19 protein-coding genes and 1 tRNA gene are annotated in these 20,534 nt (G+C 67.0%); 9 read left to right on the plus strand and 11 right to left on the minus strand.

The window, feature by feature from the left end:
* Window positions 1-91: 91 nt before the first annotated feature.
* Window positions 92-1,099: a hypothetical protein gene (locus N1F91_RS17500; protein WP_289994239.1), complete on the plus strand. Its 1,008-nt coding sequence runs from the start codon at window positions 92-94 to the stop codon at window positions 1,097-1,099.
* 66 nt (window positions 1,100-1,165) lie between these two features.
* Window positions 1,166-1,558, plus strand: coding sequence for a CVNH domain-containing protein (locus N1F91_RS17505; RefSeq protein ID WP_289994240.1), 393 nt, complete (start codon window positions 1,166-1,168; stop codon window positions 1,556-1,558).
* Window positions 1,559-1,643: 85 nt separating this feature from the next.
* On the opposite strand, the gene N1F91_RS17510 is transcribed toward N1F91_RS17505, so the two are convergent.
* Window positions 1,644-2,345 (minus strand): SDR family oxidoreductase, encoded by a 702-nt coding sequence (locus N1F91_RS17510; RefSeq protein WP_289994241.1) that lies wholly within the window; start codon window positions 2,343-2,345, stop codon window positions 1,644-1,646.
* 290 nt (window positions 2,346-2,635) lie between these two features.
* Here N1F91_RS17510 and N1F91_RS17515 point away from each other — a divergent pair, with 290 nt between their 5' ends.
* The 4 genes from N1F91_RS17515 to N1F91_RS17530 all read left to right on the plus strand — a co-directional run bounded on the left by N1F91_RS17515 (window position 2,636) and on the right by N1F91_RS17530 (window position 5,283).
* Entirely contained in the window at window positions 2,636-3,013 is a 378-nt protein-coding gene (locus N1F91_RS17515; RefSeq protein WP_289994244.1) for a TIGR02300 family protein, read from the plus strand.
* Window positions 3,014-3,166: 153 nt separating this feature from the next.
* Window positions 3,167-3,242, plus strand: a tRNA-Ala gene (locus N1F91_RS17520).
* 254 nt (window positions 3,243-3,496) lie between these two features.
* Window positions 3,497-4,294 carry an alpha-1,2-fucosyltransferase gene (locus tag N1F91_RS17525; protein ID WP_289994245.1) on the plus strand — a complete coding sequence of 266 codons (798 nt, stop codon included), beginning with the start codon at window positions 3,497-3,499 and terminating at the stop codon, window positions 4,292-4,294.
* Between the two features lie 59 nt (window positions 4,295-4,353).
* Window positions 4,354-5,283, plus strand: coding sequence for a polysaccharide pyruvyl transferase family protein (locus N1F91_RS17530; protein WP_289994246.1), 930 nt, complete (start codon window positions 4,354-4,356; stop codon window positions 5,281-5,283).
* 6 nt (window positions 5,284-5,289) lie between these two features.
* Here N1F91_RS17530 and N1F91_RS17535 read toward each other — a convergent pair whose 3' ends face one another.
* The 3 genes from N1F91_RS17535 to N1F91_RS17545 all read right to left on the minus strand — a co-directional run bounded on the left by N1F91_RS17535 (window position 5,290) and on the right by N1F91_RS17545 (window position 9,086).
* Complete coding sequence (locus N1F91_RS17535; protein WP_289994247.1) at window positions 5,290-6,060, minus strand: glycosyltransferase family 25 protein; 771 nt, start codon at window positions 6,058-6,060, stop codon at window positions 5,290-5,292.
* Between the two features lie 156 nt (window positions 6,061-6,216).
* A complete protein-coding gene (locus N1F91_RS17540) occupies window positions 6,217-7,503 on the minus strand; it encodes a Mur ligase family protein (protein WP_289994249.1) in 1,287 nt (428 codons plus the stop codon).
* On the minus strand, window positions 7,500-9,086 hold the full coding sequence (locus tag N1F91_RS17545; protein WP_289994250.1) for an AMP-binding protein: 1,587 nt from the start codon (window positions 9,084-9,086) through the stop codon (window positions 7,500-7,502). The genes N1F91_RS17540 and N1F91_RS17545 overlap by 4 nt, the downstream gene beginning before the upstream one ends.
* A gap of 85 nt (window positions 9,087-9,171) precedes the next feature.
* Here N1F91_RS17545 and N1F91_RS17550 point away from each other — a divergent pair, with 85 nt between their 5' ends.
* A complete protein-coding gene (locus N1F91_RS17550; protein ID WP_289994251.1) occupies window positions 9,172-10,275 on the plus strand; it encodes a hypothetical protein in 1,104 nt (367 codons plus the stop codon).
* Here the strand turns inward: N1F91_RS17550 and N1F91_RS17555 are convergent.
* The 3 genes from N1F91_RS17555 to N1F91_RS17565 are packed head-to-tail and all read right to left on the minus strand — an operon-like array spanning window position 10,272 to window position 13,745.
* Window positions 10,272-11,342: a GNAT family N-acetyltransferase gene (locus N1F91_RS17555; RefSeq protein WP_289994252.1), complete on the minus strand. Its 1,071-nt coding sequence runs from the start codon at window positions 11,340-11,342 to the stop codon at window positions 10,272-10,274. The genes N1F91_RS17550 and N1F91_RS17555 overlap by 4 nt on opposite strands.
* 1 nt (window position 11,343) lies before the next feature.
* Complete coding sequence (locus N1F91_RS17560) at window positions 11,344-12,576, minus strand: hypothetical protein (protein ID WP_289994253.1); 1,233 nt, start codon at window positions 12,574-12,576, stop codon at window positions 11,344-11,346.
* Window positions 12,573-13,745, minus strand: a complete 1,173-nt coding sequence (locus N1F91_RS17565; protein WP_289994254.1) for a hypothetical protein — start codon at window positions 13,743-13,745, stop codon at window positions 12,573-12,575. Before N1F91_RS17565 ends, N1F91_RS17560 begins: the two co-directional genes overlap by 4 nt.
* 178 nt (window positions 13,746-13,923) lie before the next feature.
* Between N1F91_RS17565 and N1F91_RS17570 the strand changes: the two genes are divergently transcribed.
* Both N1F91_RS17570 and asnB read left to right on the plus strand, forming a co-directional pair.
* Entirely contained in the window at window positions 13,924-14,955 is a 1,032-nt protein-coding gene (locus N1F91_RS17570; RefSeq protein ID WP_289994255.1) for a sugar-transfer associated ATP-grasp domain-containing protein, read from the plus strand.
* Between the two features lie 28 nt (window positions 14,956-14,983).
* A complete protein-coding gene (gene asnB / locus N1F91_RS17575; RefSeq protein ID WP_289994256.1) occupies window positions 14,984-16,861 on the plus strand; it encodes an asparagine synthase (glutamine-hydrolyzing) in 1,878 nt (625 codons plus the stop codon).
* A gap of 28 nt (window positions 16,862-16,889) precedes the next feature.
* Here the strand turns inward: asnB and N1F91_RS17580 are convergent, their stop codons facing one another.
* From N1F91_RS17580 to N1F91_RS17595, 4 genes are read right to left on the minus strand one after another with little or no spacing between them, the layout of a single operon-like run.
* Window positions 16,890-17,858, minus strand: a complete 969-nt coding sequence (locus N1F91_RS17580; RefSeq protein ID WP_289994257.1) for a LysR family transcriptional regulator — start codon at window positions 17,856-17,858, stop codon at window positions 16,890-16,892.
* On the minus strand, window positions 17,855-18,880 hold the full coding sequence (locus N1F91_RS17585) for an ABC transporter ATP-binding protein (RefSeq protein WP_289994258.1): 1,026 nt from the start codon (window positions 18,878-18,880) through the stop codon (window positions 17,855-17,857). The genes N1F91_RS17580 and N1F91_RS17585 overlap by 4 nt, the downstream gene beginning before the upstream one ends.
* Window positions 18,881-19,681 carry an ABC transporter permease gene (locus N1F91_RS17590; RefSeq protein ID WP_289994259.1) on the minus strand — a complete coding sequence of 267 codons (801 nt, stop codon included), beginning with the start codon at window positions 19,679-19,681 and terminating at the stop codon, window positions 18,881-18,883.
* Entirely contained in the window at window positions 19,674-20,495 is an 822-nt protein-coding gene (locus N1F91_RS17595) for an ABC transporter permease (protein WP_289994260.1), read from the minus strand. Before N1F91_RS17595 ends, N1F91_RS17590 begins: the two co-directional genes overlap by 8 nt.
* Window positions 20,496-20,534 lie beyond the last annotated feature (39 nt).

Below are 20,534 nucleotides of genomic sequence, written 5' to 3' on the forward strand. Positions count from 1 at the left end.
CGGACCAGCCCAAGGCCGGTCCATCTGAAAGCGGGCAACGAACGCCGTTCGCCCTTCCGGCAGTCGGCACCTGAATCATGAGGGGACCACCATGTTGAACTTGCGCATCATCGCTTGCACGACCGTCGCAGTGGCCGCGGCTCTGCCGGTTCTTGCCCAGACGAACGATTATGGCGGCTACGACATCGTCGGCCAGCGGCAAGGCGAGTACTTCTACTCCGATACCCGCGGATGGCGCATATTCGCCGCCAAGGACGGCCCGACATTCGCCTATTGCTTTGCGGATACGGATCAGAGCAACGGATATTCTCACCGGCTCGGCTGGGACGGCATGCAGTGGCAACTCGCGGTGCCGGTCCGGTCGCGACCCGACTGGGAGGGAACCCTCCAGATCGATGGGGCAGGCTCCGGCCAGGGCTATGGCAGGGGCGGCGATTTCATCTCCGGCACCGCGGATGCCGACTGGACCATCGCCTGGCTCGGGGAGGCCGAACTCGACGGCATCCGCCGTGGGAGCGTCGCGGTGCTGGGCGCAGGCAGGCACGATTACGAGTTTTCGCTGTCGGGCGCGACGGCGGCCATGCTGAAGGTTCAGGAATGCGTCGAACGGTCCGGCCGTGCCGCACCGGCTACAGTGGCACAGCCGGAGCCTGTCGCCAGCGACACCGTCCGCTTCGGCAAGGCCGGGAACTGGCTCGTCAACGAGATCCGGGATGGCGCGCAGACCGTCGCGTGCGAAGCCCTCGACCCGTCCGAAAATCCGAATCTGCGCTTCGAGATCGATCGCGACAATTCCTACATCGACTTCCGGGATGGCGGCTACATGGGCGACCTGGGTGAACGCGTACCCATCCGGGTTCTGTTCGGACCGGGCAGTTCGTGGAGCGAAACGGAAGTCGAGATCATCGAAGGCCGGGATGGCGACAAGTGGGCCCGCATTTCCGAGGGACGCAGCGACGGGCCTGGCTTCCTGGACGATGCCATTCCCAACGCGCCTCAGGTCTCGTTCGTCGGCGAGAGCATCATCCTGGATACGCCCCTTACCGGCACCAACCGGGCGCTCGATCTGTTCTTCCGCTGCAGCGACAAGATCCGCTGAGCCCAACGCCGATCTGCTCCTGCGAACCAGAACGGCCCATCACTCCACTGGAAAGGGGAATTTCCAATGCGTCTCATTCCAGCATCCTTCTGCCTCCTGCTGCTCGGCGCCGCAGCGTCCCACGCCGCTCCGTCAAGCTTCCAGAGGTCATGCGAGGACGTCCAGATCGAGGTGGCAGGCGGCGAGGTATACCTCGTCGCACAATGCCGGGACAGGGCAGGCCGCTACCGCCCCGCGGAACTGCGCCTCTATGGCTATCAGAACGATGACGGATATCTCGTCCGGAACGGCTATGGGAAATCGTCCTTCCAGCGCAGCTGCGATCAGTACTGGCTCGACGTCGGCAGGACGTCGGTGTTCCTGAACGGCAACTGCAGGACGAGGAACGGCCGCTTTCGAGAATCGAGGATCGAGCTGCAGGACATCAGCAACGACGATGGTCGCCTCGTCGGCAACTGAGCGGGTGGTCCCCCAAGTCGGGGCGGCTTTCGATCGATCCGGCCCGACCTGCGGAGGCAAGGTCCGACAGGATTCACCATCCCCTTCACACGCTCCGCGTGATCCCCCCGTCGATCCGCAGATTCTGCCCGGTCATGTAGCTCGACCGCTCCGTCGCCAGGAACAGGATCAGTTCCGCCACTTCGTCCGCCGTTCCGTAGCGTCCCATGGGAATGCGGACGCGGCGGTCTTCCTTTTCCGGCAGGGAATCGATGAAGCCGGGCAGCACGTTATTCATGCGCAGGTTGTCGGCCGCGTACTGGTCGGCGAAAAGCTTGGTGAAGGCGGCCAGGCCGGCGCGGAAGACGCCGGAGGTCGGGAACAGCGCTTCCGGCTCGAACAGCGCGTAGGTGGCGATGTTGACGATCGAGCCGGATTTCTGCGCCTGCATCACAGGCGTCACCAGCCGCGTCATGCGGATCACGTTGAGCAGGTAATACTCCATCCCGAGGTGCCAGTCGGAATCGGAGATGTCGAGGATCGGTCCTTTCGGCCCGTGCCCCGCACCGTTGACCACGGCATCGATGCGGCCCCAGCGGTCGAGCGTCAGGTCGACGAAGCGCTTCAGGTCGTCGGGCTCGCGGTTGGAGCCGGTGAAGCCGAGCCCGCCGAGTTCGGCGGCCAGCGCCTCGCCCTTGCCAGACGAGGACAGGATCGCGACGGTGTAGCCATCGGCGGCCAGCCTGCGCGCGGCAGCGGCCCCCATGCCGGACCCGCCGGCGACGATCATGGCGACTTTGGTGGACATGCCTGCGTTTCCCTCCCGACGATCCCGCCTGCGCGGACGGGCGCGATCAGCACCCCTCCGCGTTGCCGTGTCGCGGGCTTACCTACCACGGCTTCACCCCCTGGTCACCCATGCCGCCCCTTGCTTGCATCAGGTCGAAAAACCTTGTGAGGAAGACCCTTGATTAGCCTTTGACAGGACGATGATCTGTGTTTATGGGGACCGATCTTTCAAGGAAGCAACGCCCGTACCCGGCGGCTTGCGGCGCGCCCGCCGGTCGGTACGGCTCCACCATTCGACGAGGCTAGGCCGTGGCGAAACCCGAACTTGGCACCAAGCGAATCTGCCCTGAGACCGGGCGGAAATTCTACGACCTGAACAAGGACCCGATCGTGTCGCCCTACACCGGCATGACCTATGCCCGGTCCTATTTCGAGGGCGGGTCGGCCGTTCGCGAGGAAGAAGAGGAAGTCGAGACCAAGGAGATCGACGCCGAAGAGGGCGCGGAGATCGTCTCCCTGGAGGATGCGGACGAGGAAGCCAAGGGCGGTGACCTGCCCGATCTCGACGACGACGAGGACGTGGATCTCGGCGACGACGACGACACGTTCCTGGCCGACGACGAGGAAGAAGACGACGACGTTGCCGACATCATAGGCGTCGGCGGCGAGGACGACGACGAGGTCTGATCGACTGTCCCCAGCCCGGTCGAAAAAAAGCGACATGGGCGGGCTTGATCTTACAAACGGGCGGGGATAGAAGCCGCCAACACGTTTCGCCCCGGTCCCATCCGGAGCGGTTTTTCCCCCCGAAAGGGCGGGTTCCGGCGAAGGCCGGAGCGTGGGGCCATAGCTCAGTTGGGAGAGCGCTTGAATGGCATTCAAGAGGTCGGCGGTTCGATTCCGCCTGGCTCCACCAGTTTCCAGATCTCACGGCAGTTCGCCTCTCTCACGCCTCCGATGGGGCGGGCAAAAACCCGGGCCGCGGTCGCGGCCCTGTTCCGGTCCGAGGATGATCCTCTCCCCTCCGCCATATGTCCTCCGGCTGCAGTTTTCTGGCTCCGGACAGGCGACGCCTTTCCTGGCGGATCGCATTTCCCGACCGGCCGGCGGGCGATCGGCGGTCGCGGCCTGTTTCGCCGCGTGTGTGGGCAGCCTGCTCTCCGGGATTCGATGCTGAGCTTCAATTCCCTCGGTCGCCGCGGCCGGCTCGGAAACCAGATGTTCCAGTATGCCGCCCTCTTCGCCTTCGCCCGACGCCTCGGGGCAGACTTCTGCATCCCCAGGGCGGATGGCGACGATCCCTTTGCCGACCACCAGCTCCTGCGGGTCTTCCGCTTGCCGGGCCTGCGATTCCTTGGTCGGCCGCGGGGATTCCTGACGTTGAAGGAGACCACCTTCGCCTACGACCCGAGCTTCTGCTGCACCTGTCCAGGCGATGCCGACCTGGACGGGTACTTCCAGTCGGAGAGATATTTCGCAGCCTGCGCCGAGGAGATACGGGCGGAGTTCCGCTTCCTTCCGGACACGGAACGGTCCTGCCGCGAGCTGATCTCGGGGTTCGGTGGGGAAATCATCTCGCTCCATGTCCGCCGCGGCGACTACCTCACGGACAGCGGGAACCATCCGCCGTGCCCGGTCGAGTACTATGCCGAGGCGCTGCGGCATCTGCCGGCTTCGCTCCCCGTCCTCGTCTTCAGCGACGATCCGTCCTGGTGCCGTACCCAGCCCCTGTTCCAGGGCGACCGATGGCGGATCGTCGATGGCAATCCGAATCATGTCGACCTTTGCCTGATGTCCCTCTGCAGCCACCACGTCACCGCAAACAGTTCCTTTTCCTGGTGGGGCGCCTGGCTGGGGCGGAATCCCCGCAAGATCGTCGTGGCGCCGCGACGCTGGTTCGGCAATGCGGGCTACACGTCGGCCCACGACACGAGCGACCTCGTCCCCGGCGACTGGATCCGCATCTAGGGATTCCCGCTGCCGCATGGAATGATGCTAGGCCTCCTGGCCGCAACCGGGTTCCCCCGATGACCGATGCCGCGCGACAGATCCTCCAACAGGTGCTCGGCGGGCATGCGTCCGGCGGTCGCTACGCGATCGTCGATTATCCCGGTTACGCCAATCCGGGCGACGCGGCGATCTGGTGCGGGGCGCGCGTCCTGCTCGAGGCGCTGGCCGGCCGCGCGCCATCCTACGTCTCCACCCTTCGCCATTTCGACGCGGCGCGTTGCAGCCATGCGGTGGCGGGCGGCACGGTCTTCTTCCTCGGCGGCGGCAGCTTCGGCTCGCTGTACGGCAAGCACCACCGGATGCGCTTGCGCGCCCTGGAGCAGCTGCGGGACGAGAGGATCGTCCTCCTGCCGCTGAGCGTGGCCGACGCCGCGCCGCCGGGCGGCGATCCCGGCCTGGAGGCCGAGACGGCGGACGTCCTGCGGCGATGCGCGAGGCTGACGGTGCTCGCACGGGAAGGCAGGAGCCAGGCGCTCCTGCGCGACGTCTACGGGATCGAATCCGCCCTGTGCCCTGACACCGCCCACGGCCTGACGCCACCCGTGGTCATCCCGGAGACGGAGACGGTGGTGCTTCGACGCCGGGACGGGGAGGCGCGCGGGAATGGGCAACCGGCGCCCGCGGCGAGGGATCTCGCTTTCGACTGGCGGGACGATGCAGCGCTGCGCTGGATCAACCGGGCAGGCAAGCTCGCGCCGCTCGTCCCGTCTCACCGGCTGCGGCTCGCCATGTTCGATGGGATCGCCCGGCGCAAGGTCGCGGTCGCTTGCGGCCTCGTCGGGCGCGGCCGGATCGTCGAGACCGATCGCCTGCACGGCGTCATCCTGGCGGCTCTCATGGGGCGCACGGTCATCGTCTCGGACAACGCGACCGGAAAGGTCGGCTCCTACGTCGAGACCTGGCCCGGGCTGCTGCCGCGCGTTTCGCTCAACCCCGGCGACGTCTGATCGCCGTCAAAGGAACCGGCTCCTGCGCGGGAATTCGCGCGCATGGAGGCTGCGCATCCGCGCCACCGCGACCTGGTAGCGGAGATTCGCCAGGAAGCGGGCCGCCAGGCTCGTCTTGTTGTGCGATTCGCGGTTGCTGTCGAGCGTGCTCGCGGAGAAGGGATCGGTTCTGGGTTCACACGGGGAGGGGATGACGATCCGGCTGCAGAGGCCGTGCACCCACCAGAATTTCAGCGCCATGTCGACGGGCTGAGCGAACGGAACCATGATCTCAGCCAGATGCGCGGCGGCGGGCCTGGTGATGGCATAGGCGATGGTCGACATCGGGTATTTGCGCGAAAGCACGGAAGCGAAGCGGCCATGCAGCGGCCGGACGTCCACGGCGGGGATGGTCCTGGGGCAGAACAGCCGCACCATGTCCCAGTCGCGCGGGCCGTTCTCCAGCGCGATCAGCGCCTCCCGCGCGCCGGCGGCGAACGCCACGTCGTCCTCGAAGACGAAGGCCATCTCCGCAGGGCTCTGCGCGATCAGGCGCCAGACCTTCAGATGCGACAGGAAGCAGGCGACCTCGCCCGGACTGAGCACGCGCTTGAACGGCAGCGCCGGCGACGGATCGACCGCCCGCCGGATCGTTTCCGGGTCCAGGTCCCGGTAGTCGATGCCTTCGATGCGCGTGAAGCCTGTTCCCAGCGTCTCCAGTTGAGCGACGGTCGCGTCGCGCCGCTCCGGATGGCGATCCAGGTTGATGAAATAGGCCGGGGCGGACAATTCGCTCACGAGACGCTTCCACCGGCATGTCCTGGCGCCTGCTTTGCACGCGCATGGCCCGGCATGCGCGTTCGGCCATACGTCGGCCATGCGCCAAGCCGGGACAGCGCCCTCGCGATGGTGCCGCCATTCTCTTCATGGCTCGGGAAGAGCCGTCCCGCACGTCTACAGTACATGGCGGGGCGGCTCTCCATAGAGATGTTTGCAGTGATTGCACGCGAAGATCTTGCCGCAGTTGGTCGTGCGACAGGTTACCGGCCTGGCGTAGTCAAGCATGACGCGTTCGAGGTGATCAATGCCCGAAGCCTTGATGGAAATGAGATCGCCCGGACGAAGCGTTTCCTTCAGGAAGGCCATCAGCGCGTCGAAGGTGTCGAAGGTGAAGAGCCTTTCGCGGTTCTCGGCCACGAGACGGCTCACGCGCTCGGCCTGCGGACCGTAGAAGATGACGATCTCGGCCTCGGCGAGTGCCGCCTTCGCTGCCGTCACATACTTCGTCCGTGCCGTGCCGCGATAGTCCGAGATGGTGCCGAACAGCATCAGCTTCCGCGGCGCTTCGGCTGCGGCCAGGATCTCGATGCTGGACGCGATCGTCCAGTAGGGCGCCTTGAGCGCGTCGACGATGAACGTTACCCCCGCGTGAACCTCCACCTGGTCCTTGAAAAGTTCGGGCTCCACCGACCCGATCGCCTTGGCCGCGGCTAGCGGGTCAATGCCGAGCGCCGTCGCCGTCGCCATGGCCGCCAGCACGCTCGTCTCCCACCGCCCGCCGATGAAGCGCGTCTGGATGTCGATCTCGTCGTCGCCGAGGCGGACGCGCATCGCAAGGCGCTTCGGGTAACCGCTGGAACTCGACATCAGCCGGATGTCGGCCCCATTCCCCCGGCCATAGGTGACGATCCTGGCTTTCGTCCGGGCTGCCATCGCCGCGACCAGCGGATCGTCGGCGTTCAGGATGGCGACGCCGTCGGCGGGAAGGGCCTCGACGAGCTGCGCCTTCGCGTCGGCGATCGCCTCGCGCGACTTGTAGTGCGAGATGTGATCCATGCCGATCGTCGTGACGACGCCCACCGTCGGGCGCACGAAAGCGACCGAAGCCTTCATGGCCTCGTGTTCGTGGCCGCTGATTTCCTGGACCCAGAGCCTTGCCTTCGCCGGCTTCCGCAGGAAGGACCTGCGGATCCCGTCTGTGGTATTGATGCCGAAGCCCAGATGGACGACGTCATTCGCCTCCAGCACCGCCGCGATCAGGCGGCAGGTGGTGGACTTGCCCGCGCTGCCGGTGACGCCGATGACGGCGTCCAGTCGGGCCGAACGACGCAGCAGGATCGCCAGCGGGATCTTCCACTTCGTCCGGATGGCGCGCACGCCGCGCCGCAGCACGCCATCGCGGGGATTGAGCGCCGAGAGCAGGCCATCGGTGCGGCCGCGATAGTGTTGCTGGCGGGTCACCGGGAGCGCTTGGCCGGATCGGCGTCGACGGAGCCGCTCGCCTTCAGCGCCGAAGCTTCGCCGGTCAGGCCCAGCAGTTCGGCAAGCTTGAGGCGCTGGATCTTGCCCGTCGGTCCCTTGGGGATGACATCGAGGAAGACGACGGTTCGCGGCACCTTGTGCGGCGCCAGCACGTTGCCCAGCACCGAGCGGACGTCCTCCGCATGCAGGGTCCTGCCTTCTGCGGGCACGATCGCGACCGCGACGTCCTCTCCCAGCGACCTGTGCGGGATGGCGAAAGCGATCGCCTCGGCGATGCGTTCGTCGCGCGCAAGCACGGCGTCGAGCTCCAGCGGCGCGATCTTCTCGCCGCCTCGGTTGATGATCTCCTTGGTTCGACCGGTGATGGTGAGGCGCCGGAGATCGTCGAGAAACCCCTGGTCGCCGGTATCGAACCAGCCGTCGCGGAAGGATGCCTCGTTGGCGGAGGGAGCGTTGAGATATCCCCCGTGCACGTTGTCGCCCTGGATGACGATGGCACCCACGGTCCCCGTCGGCACGTCGTTCCACGCCGCGTTCACCACTCGCACCCGCGCGCCCGTCATCTCTCCCACGGAACCGGGCAGGCGGTGGTCGAGGCGGTTGCTCGTGATCTGGTGCGCGGCCTCCGTCATCCCGTAGGCTTCGACGACCGGGCACCCGAAGGTCGTCTCAAGTCCTTCCAGCGTGGCAGGCGCGAGGGCCGCCGACGATGACCGCACGAAGCGCAGGCGTGCCTTTGCCACGATCTCGGGGTTGCGTTTGGCGCGCTGGAGGATGGCCTGGTGCATGGACGGAACGGCGGAGTACCAGGTGGGCGAGAAGTCGCCGAGCCAGCGGAAGAACTTCATCGCGTCGAAGCCTTCGGTGCAGACGACGGCGCCGCCGGCGTGCAGCGGCGCGCACAGCGTGGCGACGAGGCCGTGGATATGGAACAGCGGCAGGATCGACAGCCCGACGTCGTCCTGTCCGAGATGCAGCGTCCCGGCGACGTTTCGGATCGACGCCTCGATATTGCCCCGGGTCAGCCCGACGAGTTTGGGCCGCGCCGTCGTCCCGGACGTGTGGAGCAGGAGTGCGATGTCGCTGGACCGGTTCCCGGCAATTTCGACGATGCCCTCCGGCGCCGCCGCCGGCAGATCGACGATCAGCGCGTCGCAGGCTCCGCCACTGCCGAGTTCCACCTCCGCCACCGGCACGCCGCGCGCCCGTGCCACCGACTTCGCGGTCTCGAAGCCTGACTTGGGACAGAGGAGCAGCTTCGCGCCCAGGTCGTCGAGGTAGAAGTCCAGTTCCGCTTCCCGATAGGCCGGGTTGAGAGGCGCTGCGGTCGCGACCGTGGCGACCGCGAGGAACAGGATCGCCATCTCCGGCCCGTTGGGCATCGACAGCGCGACGACGTCGCCGGGCTTCAGCCCGGCCGCGACGAGACGGGCCGCCGTGCCGGAGACCGCGGCTGTGAGACTCTGGTGCGAACAGGCTTGACGGCCCGGCGAAAGAAGTGCCGTCTTGCGGCCTGTCCCCGATGGAAGGGAAGGCAGGAACGGGCAGACGAGGGATGTCATCGTGTTTCGCTTCTTTGCGTCACAATTGTAGATTGCAGATTTGCAGGCAGAATTGTCATGCTGCGAATGTTGCCGGATTTGAACCTTGCAGACGTGGTCGACGATGATGGCGGACCGCTACTTTTCATATGAGGTGATCGAAGAAGTCCAGCCGGAAAAAGGCGACCACGCTGTGATCTTCTACAAGAGAAAACGTCACATCGATGTGAAAACGCGCCGCTTTTCAGAAGGGGATGCACGTGAATTGCTGGGTCTTGCCGGTGCCGCCGCAGCAACGGTTCTCCCTATGCGATCATGGCCTGCGCTCGGCCGGTTCGCTTCGGGTCTCCGCTACCGCCGCAAGCGGGAGAAAGGCTATGTCGGCTTCGCGGAGTCGATGCAGTCGGTCCTCGGGATTCACGACGACACCTTGATTGAGGCCCTGTTCCGGGTGCACCTCGAAATGATCGTGCGGCGGCGATTTTCCCTGGCCCTCGACCATCTGGCGCCGCGCAGGAATCCGCGGATCGACGTCCTGGGGGCCGAAAGCCTGCAGGCGGCGCTCGCCAGGGGCAGGGGCGCCATCGTGTGGACCTCGCAGTTCGCCTACCAGACACTCGCCGGCAAGCGCGCCCTCTGGGAGCAGGGTTTCAGGCCGATCCAGATCAGCGACCCCTATCACGGAACTTCCAGCACGCGCTTCGGCAACGTCACGCACAATCCGCTGCTGAGGCAGGCCGAGGAGCGCTATCTGAAACAGCGCATCGTGTTCGAGCGCGACAGCGGCGCGACCGTCACCCGCAAGATCGTCAGTCTGCTGGACCAGGGCGAACTGATCCTCCTGACGAACAACGTGCATGCCGGATCGATGTTCGTGGAAATGCCGATCGGCGAGCAGGGCCATGTCAGCATGCCAACGGCGCCGCTCTCCATCGTCGCCCGCCGTGCCACGCCCTTCTTTACGATGGCGACGCTCGAGACGAAGCCGTTCGAGCGGCTGGAAGCCGTCATCCAGCCTGTCGACGATCAGGGAGGTGCAGAGGTTCGAGCCGCAAGGCGGGACTACGTCCGAATGGCGAGCCTGGCCCTGATCGCGCGGGACAACCTCTTCACGCAGTTCCGCCGCGCCCCGGAGCAGTATCTGATCCCGGCCAGCCTGGCGCGCAGCAGGGTCGTGCCGCAATCATCCGACGGTGGCATGTCGCCCTAGGGCAGCGCCTGCCGACGAGCACGGTGCCACGGCAGGAGGCTCGCCCTGCAGGTGAAGGTCTCGCCGGGCCTGTCGCTCAGACGGTCCTTCCACGGGCTGCCACCGATCATGAAGTCCACCGTGGACAGCTTTCTTTCGATGGCGAACCGGACCATTTCGACGAGCAGCACCCAGCCCGGCGAGAAGCGCTCCCAGTCGGGATTGTGCGCCATTTTCGACAGGAAGATCGTCCCGTCGCGCTCGAAGCAGAGGATGCTCGCGATCCACGCGTGATCGGACCGGAGCCGCAGGAGATGGGTGCGGTTGCGCGCATCCTCTTCTGCGGCGACGCGCTGGAACCAGATCTCCGTCTCGGGCGGCACGATCCAGTCGGAGAGCTCATGATCCTGCACCCATTGCCGCTTGCGCGCGAACAGGCGCGCGATCTCGGCGCTTCGCTCCTGCGGATCGGTGACCAGGTGAACCGGCCCGGCGCCGGCCTTCTGGAGGCGGCGGCCGAAATTGCCGAACTGCTGGCGCCGCTTGGCGGACATCGCCGCCAGATAGGCGTCCCATGTCGGGAAGGCGGATGTATCCAGGCTTGGCGCGGCGGTCCTGTGGACCAGCGGCAAGCCGGCCGCATCCAGCACACGGTGGAGGGCCGAGCCTCCGTGGACGAAGCCGATCTTCAGCAGCCGCCTCGTCCAGGACGAATGGAGAAACCGGGTGAAGACGCGCGCCGCCATGGCCGTGTCCATGTCGGGATCGAGAAGCAGGCCGTCGTAGAAGGGCGTCCTGGAGTCGAGCCAATACAGCGAATGCGGCCCCAGGCGGTCGCGACGCTTGACCATCGGCAGCCCCATCACCAGCCTTCCGTGCAGGCGGATCGCCAAGACGTGCAGGGTGGTCCGCGGGTCCTTCCTGTGCCGGTCCCAGTTCGCCCGCACGACCTCCATTCGCGAAAAGAAGCCTTCCTCACCACATCTGGCGTTGAGGGTTGCCCATTCGGGAGCGAGCCGGTCCAGTCCGCCGTCATCGCGGACGATCTCCCAGGCGATGCCGTCGGGGCCCTCCATCCCGTAACCCATGTCAGAACATAGTCCGGAGTCCCGCCAGGATCTCATCCCAGCGGCTCGGTGTGCGGAAGAACTCGATCCCTTTGGCGGCCAGCGCGGCCTCGCGACGGTGGAGCATCCGGCGGTCGTCCGCCAGGATCGCCACGCGCAGCCGTGCCGGCCCGGTGCCGAGCCCGCCATGCTCGGGGTCGAACGTCGCAAGCGGCACCAGCCAGCCGTCGCGCAAGCCGGGCTCGCACCGCTCGATCATCGTCTCGAGCCGGCAGTCGGACCTGCAGAAGGCGAGCCGCGCGAGACCTCCCACGCCGGACCCGGCGCTGCGGCGAAGCATCTCATGGACGAAGGCGGTGCTGGAGACCGGCCGAAAGTTGAGATCGATGGCGAGCGGCTTCCCGCCACGATCGATCAGAATGTCGAAGCCGCAGACACCGCGGAAGCCGAGCCTGCTCCCCTCCGCGGCGATGGCGCGCCCGAGAAACATCGCCTCCGGAGGCGGCGACCTGTCTGCGGCGAGCAGGTTGCCTGCATGGACCCCGTTGCGCAGGCAGACCTGCTCCGAAGCGCCGACGTCCCGGACGGCGCCATCCGGCAGCACCGCATACTGGATGCACCAGTTCTGCACCGCGTCGACGAGGCTCTCGGCTATCGCCGTTCCAGCATGCGAAAAGCGCGACAGGGCTCGTTCGAGATGCCGCCGTCCGCGGCAGATCGCGACATCCAGGCCCCCGGCGCTCGGCCCGTCGGTGGCGACCTTCAGCACGATCGGGCACTTCAGCGTCGCGCGGTCCGCCGGATCGGTCAGGTCGACGAGCCGGCGCGCCGGTGCGTTCTCCGCTCCCGCAAGCTGCGCGATGTTTCGCTTGTCGTTCAGGAATCTCAGCCGCTCGGATCCCACGAGCATCTGCGCGTCGCCGGGTCGGCGGCCTTCGGGACAGTGCACGTAGGCGACCGTCTCGCCATGCCGCCGGCGTCGTTCGATGGCGAGCCGATAGTCGTCCGGCGAGCCGTAGACCTCGATCGCCGAGCCGATGCGGACGCCGCTGCGTTCCATGGCTGCCAGCCCGGCCGGCGACATGGCGGCCTTCTGGACCAGCATCGGCAATTGTCCGGCGCAGGCGATCAGGTTTGCGGTCATGAACTCGGTCATGTGCGGTTCCGCCGGCGCCCATGCCGGTCCGGCATCCTCGCGGCGCGGCGCCAGGAAGGTCGCGGGCGGATAGAGGGCGTCGAGCGTCGGCGCGGTCATCGGGCCTGCCGGCCTGTTCGTCGCAGGAACCGCCTCTGCCGCTTGAAGCGCTTGAACCGGCGCGCGATTTCGTCGAGCGGGACGACCCGGTTGAGCGACTTTTCGAAGCGATAGCGCGTCAGCGCCCGGTCGACGGCCGCGACGATGTCGCCATCGCCGTGTGCTTCCGCCGCTGCCCGCAGATTGCGCATGTCGGACAGCGATCCTTCCCCCGTCACCTTCAGCAACCGCTTTCTCGACGTTAGGTGACGATAGGTCGGCGCCCTGCCGCGCATGTCGAGCACGTCGAGCGCGGCGAGCATGAACTGGCAGCTGTGGCAGACGCCGCAATGCTCGAAGCCGCGGTTGCAGACCCGCAGATGCTCCATCAGCGCGGGCTCGCAGCTGATCCGCCGGACCTTGGCAAGCCGGTGCACCAGCCCGTGATGTTCGACGCGCGCCCCGCCGGTGCCCCAGAGGACGTCCAGCGCCGGGTGCGATCCCCAGCGCCGTGTCCAGGAGGACTCGTCGGCCGAGGAGGCGATCAGCTGGCTCTCGAACCGATGCGCCAGCATGTGGCGCACGGCCGCCAGCACCGCGCCGTGATACTCGACCCAGCCGATCAGCCGATCCGAGACCGAACGGATGTCGGTTGTCACGAGTATGCGGTCGATGCCGAACCGCGCGGCGACGTCCTCCGACATCGTCTTCAGCCGCGTGACGCGGGGCTGGTCGGCTGGATCGACGTCCGCGCCGATGAGCGTCACCAGTCCCGAGATCCTGTCGCGCTCGGTGGCGAGCGAATAGCCGGAATCGACGCCGCCCGAGAAGAAGAGCCCGGTTCCGCGGCCTTCGGGATAGGACCGGCGGGTGGACCCGGCGTCGACGGCGACGGTGCGGTAGCCGGGGTACCATGCGCAGAGGAGCGCCTGGATCTCCCGGGCGTGGTCGAGGAGTTCCTCGTCGACCTCGGCGTCGATGCGCAGGTCGACGCCCAGTTCCATGGCCGGGACGAGGCCGAGGCAAAGAAGAGCGTCTCCCGTGGCGACGAGAGTCGCGCCGGTTGCCTCGAAGCGGACGACCTCGTCGAACCCGCCGCACATCAGCCGCACGTTCAAGGCGCAGCCGCCGCCCTGCTCGGCAGGAGGCGTCGCCATGTAGGCAAGCGTCAGACGATCGGTGCTCTTCATGCGGCTGCTGTGTTCCGGTCAGGCGCGGATCATCGTCGATCGGTGTTCCAGATACTACGCCGGACGCAATCCACCAATCACCATTCCCACGCGGCCAGCCGCGCAACCGGCACCGATTGCCGGGGTCGGTGCATTGTGATCATATGATGCCATGGGGATAGGCTCACGGCTTCGTTCGTTGTCCGATCTGGTGGCGGAGGAGTTCGGGCAGGACGTCCCCAATCCCGCCTGGCGGCTGCGCGCGCTGGCGCAGGGCCATCCCTCGCGGGCGATCGCGCTGCTCCCGCCCGAGATCCGCGCATCCGGCGCTTATCTGCGACAGTCGCGCTTCTATCGACGGCGCGCCTACTACAACCGCATGCTCTATGCGGCGCTCCACAACAAGATCTCGCAGAAGCTCTGGCTGGACAGGGTGTGCCCGCAGGCATCGCCGCCGATGACGCACTACGTCGTCGGCGAAAGGCTGGTGCAGATCGGCGGGCGTGAACTGCCGTTTCGCACGCGGGCTGAGGTTCCTGCTCTCCTGCAGCCCGGCAGGTCGATCTTCGTCAAGCCGGCCGATGCCGGGCAGGGGGCCGGCGCCTTCCATCTCGCCGCTGACGGCGACGCGGTGCGCATCAACGGCGAGCCCGCCGACCGCGCCGGCTTCGGACGCTGGCTCGCCGGCCAGCCGCTCGCCTTCACGATATCCGACGTCATCGATCAGTCCGGCTGGAGCTGCCGCATCTTTCCGGGCGCAGTCAGCACCGTGCGGATCATGACCGCGACCTCCTTCGTCGACCGGCGGGCCGTCGTTCTCGGCGCCGTTTTCAAATGCGCGACGAGCCGGTCGGCGCCGACCGACAATTTCCAGAGCGCACGCGGCGGGACGACGTCATCGATCGATCTCGATACGGGAAAGGTCGGCCCCTGCGTCTCCTTCGACGAGGACAGGTTCGAGCGGGTTCTGGCCGATCGGCATCCGGAAACGGGGGTTGTGGTGGCGGGAGAGACGCTGCCGCACTGGCGCCTGCTGCGGGACACGATCGCAGGACTGGCAGCCATCCTGCCATGCGCCGGTGTCGCCGGCTGGGACGTCGCGCTGCGCGATAACGGGATAACCGTCGTCGAGATCAACACGCTTCCCGGTCTCAACGTGCTCCAGAGCGCGGTGCCGCTGCTCGACACCGACGCCAAGCGCGCCATCCTGTCCGAGATGCGGATGATCTGATGCGCAGGACTGCGGGGGACCGGGATCGATGTGCGGGATAGCGGGAATCTGGCGCTTCGCGGGCCAGGCCGGCGAGACAGACGATGCGGACGTTCGCGCCATGATCGCGGCGATCGTTCACCGCGGTCCGGACGGACAGGGATACTGGTCGACGGACCGGCTGGCGCTCGGGCATTGCCGCCTCGCCATTCTCGACACCTCCGATCGCGGCCTGCAGCCGGCGATCACGCCCGACCAGTCCGGCGTGCTCGTCTACAATGGCGAGGTCTACAATTTCCGGGAATTGCGAACGGAACTGGAGGCCGCCGGCATCCGCTTCCTGAGCGAGAGCGATACCGAGGTGGTGCTGTGGGCGCTGCACCAGTGGGGCGTGGATGCGGCGGTCCGGCGCTTCAACGGCATGTTCGCCTTCGCCTATTTCGACCGTCGGGAACAGGCGCTCTGGCTGTGCCGGGATCGGCTCGGCATCAAGGCGCTCTCGGTCGCCCGCACCGGCAGCCGACTGATCTTTGCTTCGGAAGACAAGGCGCTGCTTTCCGCCTCCGGCTTCGACACGCGGATCGACACACGCGCGCTGACACTGTCGCTGGCGCTTCAGGACATCGATTCGCATCTGTCGTCCTTCGCCGGTATCCGCCGGCTGCCTCCGGGCGCATGCTGGCGCGTCGATGGCGACGGCATCCGGGAAGGCAGCTTCTGGAACGCGCTCGCGGCCATCGACATGGACCGTCTCAGCGACCGGAACCGGAATGTCGCCGGGGCGAAGGAGGAACTGGAGAGCCTCCTGCGCACCAGCGTCGGCCTTCACTGCGTCTCCGACGTGACGCTGGCCACGGCCTGCTCCAGCGGCGTCGATTCAGGGCTGGTCACGGCGTTGAGCCGGGAGTTCGTCGATCCCTTCCACGCCTATGTCGTCGCTCCCGATACGGGCGTGAGCGAAGTGGAAGGCGCGCAGCGCACCTGCGACCGTCTGGGCGTTCCGCTGCGGCGCGTCGTGTTCGATCGCGCCGCCTATCTGCGCAACCTCGCGATCGGTATCCATCACGTCGAGAACGGCAACCTCAGCAACTCGACGGCCGCGCTGCTGGCGATGACGCGGCAGTGCCGGCAGGACGGCGTCAAGGTCCTGCTGACGGGTGAAGGATCCGACGAGCTCTTCGGCGGCTATCGCTGGCAGGCGGTTTCCGCCAGCCGCGCCCGATGGGCGCATTTTCTTGCGACCTTCGGTCCCACGCGCCATGCCCGCGAGCGCCGCAGGAAGAGGATCGCGATGACGCCGTTTTCGAACGCATTCGCCGGGTCGGGCACGGTCGAGCATCGTATCCTGTCCACGTCGCTTTTCGCGCAGCACATCCTCTCCGCCGAAGAGATACTCGAAACCCTTGCTCCCCTGTCGCCTGTCTTCGCCCGGGTCTTCGCCGGCAACGGCATCTTCGACCTGTACGGTCACATGCAGTCCATCATCCACCGCCACGACCGGATCTCGATGGCCTCGTCGGTCGAGCTGCGGGTGCCGTTCCTCGAGAACGGCGTCATCGACTTCGCGCTCAACCTCCATCCCGACTTCAAGCATCGGAAGCGGCAGGGCAAATGGCTGCTGAAGGAGGTGGCGCAGACATACCTGCCGCGCGAGAACGTCCTGGCTCGGAAGAAAGGTTTTCCGATCTCCAGCGACTACTTCGCCGGAACCCAGTCGACGCTGAGGAACGGCGCACTGCGGGACCTGATGGCGTGGAGCACGGGCGAGACGGAGCGGATCGTCGACCTGTGCGCCGCCGACGGCACGCTGCGCTCGCGCCTGGTCGGGCACGAGGTCTTCGCCCGCATCTATGCCGCGGGCGTCTCTCCCGAACAGGCCGGCGAGACGCTGGTGGCCGCGGCGGCGGAGCGCGGAGCGGACGGCTGACGCGGCAAGCCGGCCTCGACGCGGGAGGTCACTCCACCCAGGCCGTTCCGGGCTTTGCCGCCGCACAGAAGAGGGCTGCCGCGCGCCGGCTCTCGTCGACCACCGCGCGGATGAACTGGTGGTGCGTCAGCGCCTGGTAGCTCGCCACCACCGGCATCGACGGGAAGTGCTTCGTCACCTTCATCGACACCAGCCGGCCGTTGGCGAGTTCGCGGCGGATCGCCACCGAGGGCAGGGCGGCGACCCCGAAGCCGTCGAGGATCAGGCTGACGATGGCGTAGAGCGAGTTGCAGGAGGTCAGCTTCGACGCCAGCACCTGCTCGTCGTGGAAGTAGGGCGCGACCATCTGGAACGGCGGCGAGTCCTTCGGGAAGGAGATGATCGGCATCGACGCCAGATCCTGCGGCGTGTAGGTCCGGTCCGGATTGATCAGCCGCGGCGAGCCGACCCAGCCCATTTGCAGCACGCAGGCCGTGAAGCTGCGGAACCCCTCGTCGACCACCGGCTGGATCGCGAAGATGATGTCGAAGAAGCCCTTCTTCAGTCCTTGTGCCAGCGCCTTGGTTCCGTCGACCGTCAGTTCGACCCGCAGGTGCGGATAGCGGGCGTGGAGCGTCTCGATCAGGCCGGGCAGCCATGTCGCCGCGACGGTGTCGATCGCGCCGATGCGCAGGGTGGCCGCGACAGGCTCGGGCTCGCGCCGCAGACGGGCCGCGAGCCGGTCGAGTTCGGCGAGCACGGTCTCGAACGTCTCGAGCGCCCGCTCGCCGGCCTCCGTCAGCCGGAACGCGCCGTCGCCGCGCTCGATCAGCCGGCATCCCAGTTCCTCCTCCAGGGCGGCGATGCGGGCCGAGATGGCGGGCTGGCTGGTGGCGAGCTCTTCCGCCGCCCGGCGGAAATGGCGCGTCCGCGACAGCACGACGAAACTGCGCAGGTCGACGCTGCGGACCTGCAGGCCGCGGCCGGCGCGCGTGGGCGGCCGTTCCTCGTCGCTCATCCGGGCAGGATCCGGATACGGTCGGGCGCGATGCCGATGCGGGCCTCCGAACCCGGCTCCAGCATCACCGAGGCGGGTGCCAGCACGCTGATGGTCTGGCCGGCGAGATCGAGGATGTAGCGGTGGCGCGATCCGAGATAAACTCGGGTGATCACCTTCGCGGCCAGGCCGCCTTCGGACAGGAAGTCGACGTTCTCCTGTCTGAGCGCGAGCGTGGCATTGCCGTCTGGCGCGCCGGACGCGATCGGAAGGGTCTGCCCGTCGGCGAGCGTTGCCAGGCCGCCCGCGATGCGCGCCGGCACCAGGTTGGCGGCGCCGAGGAAGGACGAGGCATAGGCGGTCGCGGGCGCGTCGTAGATTTCGCGCGGCGGCGCCTCCTGCTCGATCGCGCCGGCATTCATCAGCACCACCCGGTCCGACAGCGACAGCGCCTCGTCCTGGTCATGGGTGACGAAGAGCGTGGTCAGTCCGATCCGGCGATGGATCTCGATCAGTTCCACCTGCATTTCCTCGCGCAGGCGGGCGTCGAGATTGGACAGCGGCTCGTCGAGGAGCAGCACCTTGGGATTGGAGACGATGGCGCGAGCGAGCGCCACGCGCTGCTGCTGGCCACCGGACAGCTGGCGCGGCGCGCGGTCGGCCAGATGCGTGAGCTGTACCGTCTCGAGCGCGGCCTTCACCTTGGCATCCTGCTCCTCGCGCGTGCCGACACGGCGCATCCGGAGCGGAAAGCGCACGTTCTCCGCCACGCTCATGTGCGGCAGCAGCGCGTAGCTCTGGAACATCATCGCGATATCGCGCTTCTCCGGCGGCAGGTCGGTGACGTCGGCTCCGGCGATCTCGACCTTGCCCGTGCTGACCCCTTCCAGCCCGGCCACGATCCGCAGCAGGGTGGTCTTGCCGCATCCCGACGCGCCGAGCAGCGAGACGAATTCGCCGGAACGGATCGTCAGGTCGATGCCGCGCAGAACCTCGACCTTGCCGAAGGATTTAGTGATGTTGGTCAGCGTCAGGTCGGACATTCAGCCACTCGCGAAACGGGTGAGGCCCAGCATGCGCTCGAGGATCAGCATGAGCGCGACCGTGATCAGGATCATCAGCGTCGAGACGGCCGCGACCGTCGGATCGGGCGAAAACTCGAGCTGGCCGTAGATCTGCACGGGCAGGGTGGTGAGGTTGGGATTGCGCAGGAAGAGCGACAGCACCGCCTCGTCGAACGAGATGTTGAAGGCGAAGAACGCCCCGGCCAGCAGGCCCGGGCGGCATTGCGGCAGGGTGACGAACCAGAGCCGCTTCAGGCGCGTGGCGCCCATGGTCCGGGCGGCTTCCTCCAGGAACGGATCGCGCTCGGCCAGCACGGCAAGCGTCGTGCGGATGACATAGGGGATCGCCACCACCGTATGCGCCAGCCAGAGCGCGTAGAAGGACGTGGCCCCGAACACGGCGCTCCACAGCATCAGGAGGCCGATGGCGAAGATGATCGAAGGCAGCACGAGCGGCGAGAGGAAGAAGGTCTCGACCGCTCCGCCCGATCGCCGGCCGCGCGAGAGACCGATCGCCGCCGCCCCGCCGAGCAGACTGGCCGAGACCGTGACCAGGACGGCGAGGTTCAGCGACAGCCAGAACGCGCCGAGATAGGCGGGGGAACCCAGTGCGTTTTCGTACCAGCGGAACGTGAATCCCTGCGGCGGGAAGGCGACGAACTGGCTCTCGGACACGGAGACGCCCATGACCACGACCAGCGGCGCCAGCATGAAGATCGCCGCCAGCAGGACGAAGACGAAAGCCGCGATCCGCAGCCAGCCGGGAACGGCCCTAACCATGCGCGCGCCTCCCCAGCCTGAGGTAGGGGATCAGCAGAAGCGCGATGCCGGCAAACAGGATTACCGCCTGTGCCGCGGCGAAGTTCCAGTCCAGCGTCTGCGTGACGTTCTTGTAGATCGAACCCGCCAGCACCTCGATCCGCGGGCCTCCGAGCAGCGCCGGCGTGACGAAAGACGAGGCCGACAGCGTGAAGACGAGGATGGAGCCGGCTAGCAGGCCGGGCGCGGCGAGCGGCAGCACCACCCTGCGCATCGTCTGCAGGAAGGAGCAGCCCATGGTCCGCGCGGCTTCCTCGAGCCTGGGGTCGAGGCGGATGATGACGCCGAGCAGCGAGAGCACCATGAAGGGCAAGAGCACCTGCACCATGCCGAGGACGATGGCGGTTTCGGTGTGCATCAGCTGGAAACTGCGGCCGACGAGGCCGAAATCGCGCAGTGTCGATGCGATCAGTCCGCTGCGCGACAGGAGCACCATCCAGCCGAAGGTCCGCACGACCACGGAGGTCATCAGCGGCAGGATCACCATGATCACCAGCCAGAGCCGGACGCGCGGGCCGCTGCGCGCCATGATGTAGGCCAGGGGAAAGCCAATGGCCGCACAGATCGCGGTGATGAGGGCGGAGAGATAGACCGTCCGCCACAGGATCGATGGATAGAATGTGTCCTGAAAGAACCGCGCGAACTGGTCGACGGTGTGGCCGTCCGGCCCCTGCACCGAGAGCACGAGCATGCGTGCGATCGGAAAGATGAAGCCCACCACCAGCAGAGCCAGTCCGGGGAGCAGGAAGAGCCAGGTTTCGCGGCGGTCTGTCATGCGTTGCAATCGCGCTGGGACCCCGACCCGCGCGAGGGC

The sequence above is a fragment of the Aquibium sp. ELW1220 genome (genome assembly GCF_030398385.1).
Lineage (GTDB): Bacteria > Pseudomonadota > Alphaproteobacteria > Rhizobiales > Rhizobiaceae > Aquibium.

Coding starts and splice junctions, on each gene's coding strand:
- N1F91_RS17510 (WP_289994241.1), bottom strand. CDS start 2,345: ATGTCCACCAAAGTCGCCATGATCGTCGCCGGCGGGTCCGGCATGGGG.
- N1F91_RS17545 (WP_289994250.1), bottom strand. CDS start 9,086: ATGACATCCCTCGTCTGCCCGTTCCTGCCTTCCCTTCCATCGGGGACA.
- N1F91_RS17530 (WP_289994246.1), top strand. CDS start 4,354: ATGACCGATGCCGCGCGACAGATCCTCCAACAGGTGCTCGGCGGGCAT.
- N1F91_RS17565 (WP_289994254.1), bottom strand. CDS start 13,745: ATGAAGAGCACCGATCGTCTGACGCTTGCCTACATGGCGACGCCTCCT.
- N1F91_RS17505 (WP_289994240.1), top strand. CDS start 1,166: ATGCGTCTCATTCCAGCATCCTTCTGCCTCCTGCTGCTCGGCGCCGCA.
- N1F91_RS17595 (WP_289994260.1), bottom strand. CDS start 20,495: ATGACAGACCGCCGCGAAACCTGGCTCTTCCTGCTCCCCGGACTGGCT.
- N1F91_RS17555 (WP_289994252.1), bottom strand. CDS start 11,342: ATGGGTTACGGGATGGAGGGCCCCGACGGCATCGCCTGGGAGATCGTC.
- N1F91_RS17590 (WP_289994259.1), bottom strand. CDS start 19,681: ATGGTTAGGGCCGTTCCCGGCTGGCTGCGGATCGCGGCTTTCGTCTTC.
- N1F91_RS17580 (WP_289994257.1), bottom strand. CDS start 17,858: ATGAGCGACGAGGAACGGCCGCCCACGCGCGCCGGCCGCGGCCTGCAG.
- N1F91_RS17560 (WP_289994253.1), bottom strand. CDS start 12,576: ATGACCGCGCCGACGCTCGACGCCCTCTATCCGCCCGCGACCTTCCTG.
- N1F91_RS17525 (WP_289994245.1), top strand. CDS start 3,497: ATGCTGAGCTTCAATTCCCTCGGTCGCCGCGGCCGGCTCGGAAACCAG.
- N1F91_RS17585 (WP_289994258.1), bottom strand. CDS start 18,880: ATGTCCGACCTGACGCTGACCAACATCACTAAATCCTTCGGCAAGGTC.
- asnB (WP_289994256.1), top strand. CDS start 14,984: ATGTGCGGGATAGCGGGAATCTGGCGCTTCGCGGGCCAGGCCGGCGAG.
- N1F91_RS17500 (WP_289994239.1), top strand. CDS start 92: ATGTTGAACTTGCGCATCATCGCTTGCACGACCGTCGCAGTGGCCGCG.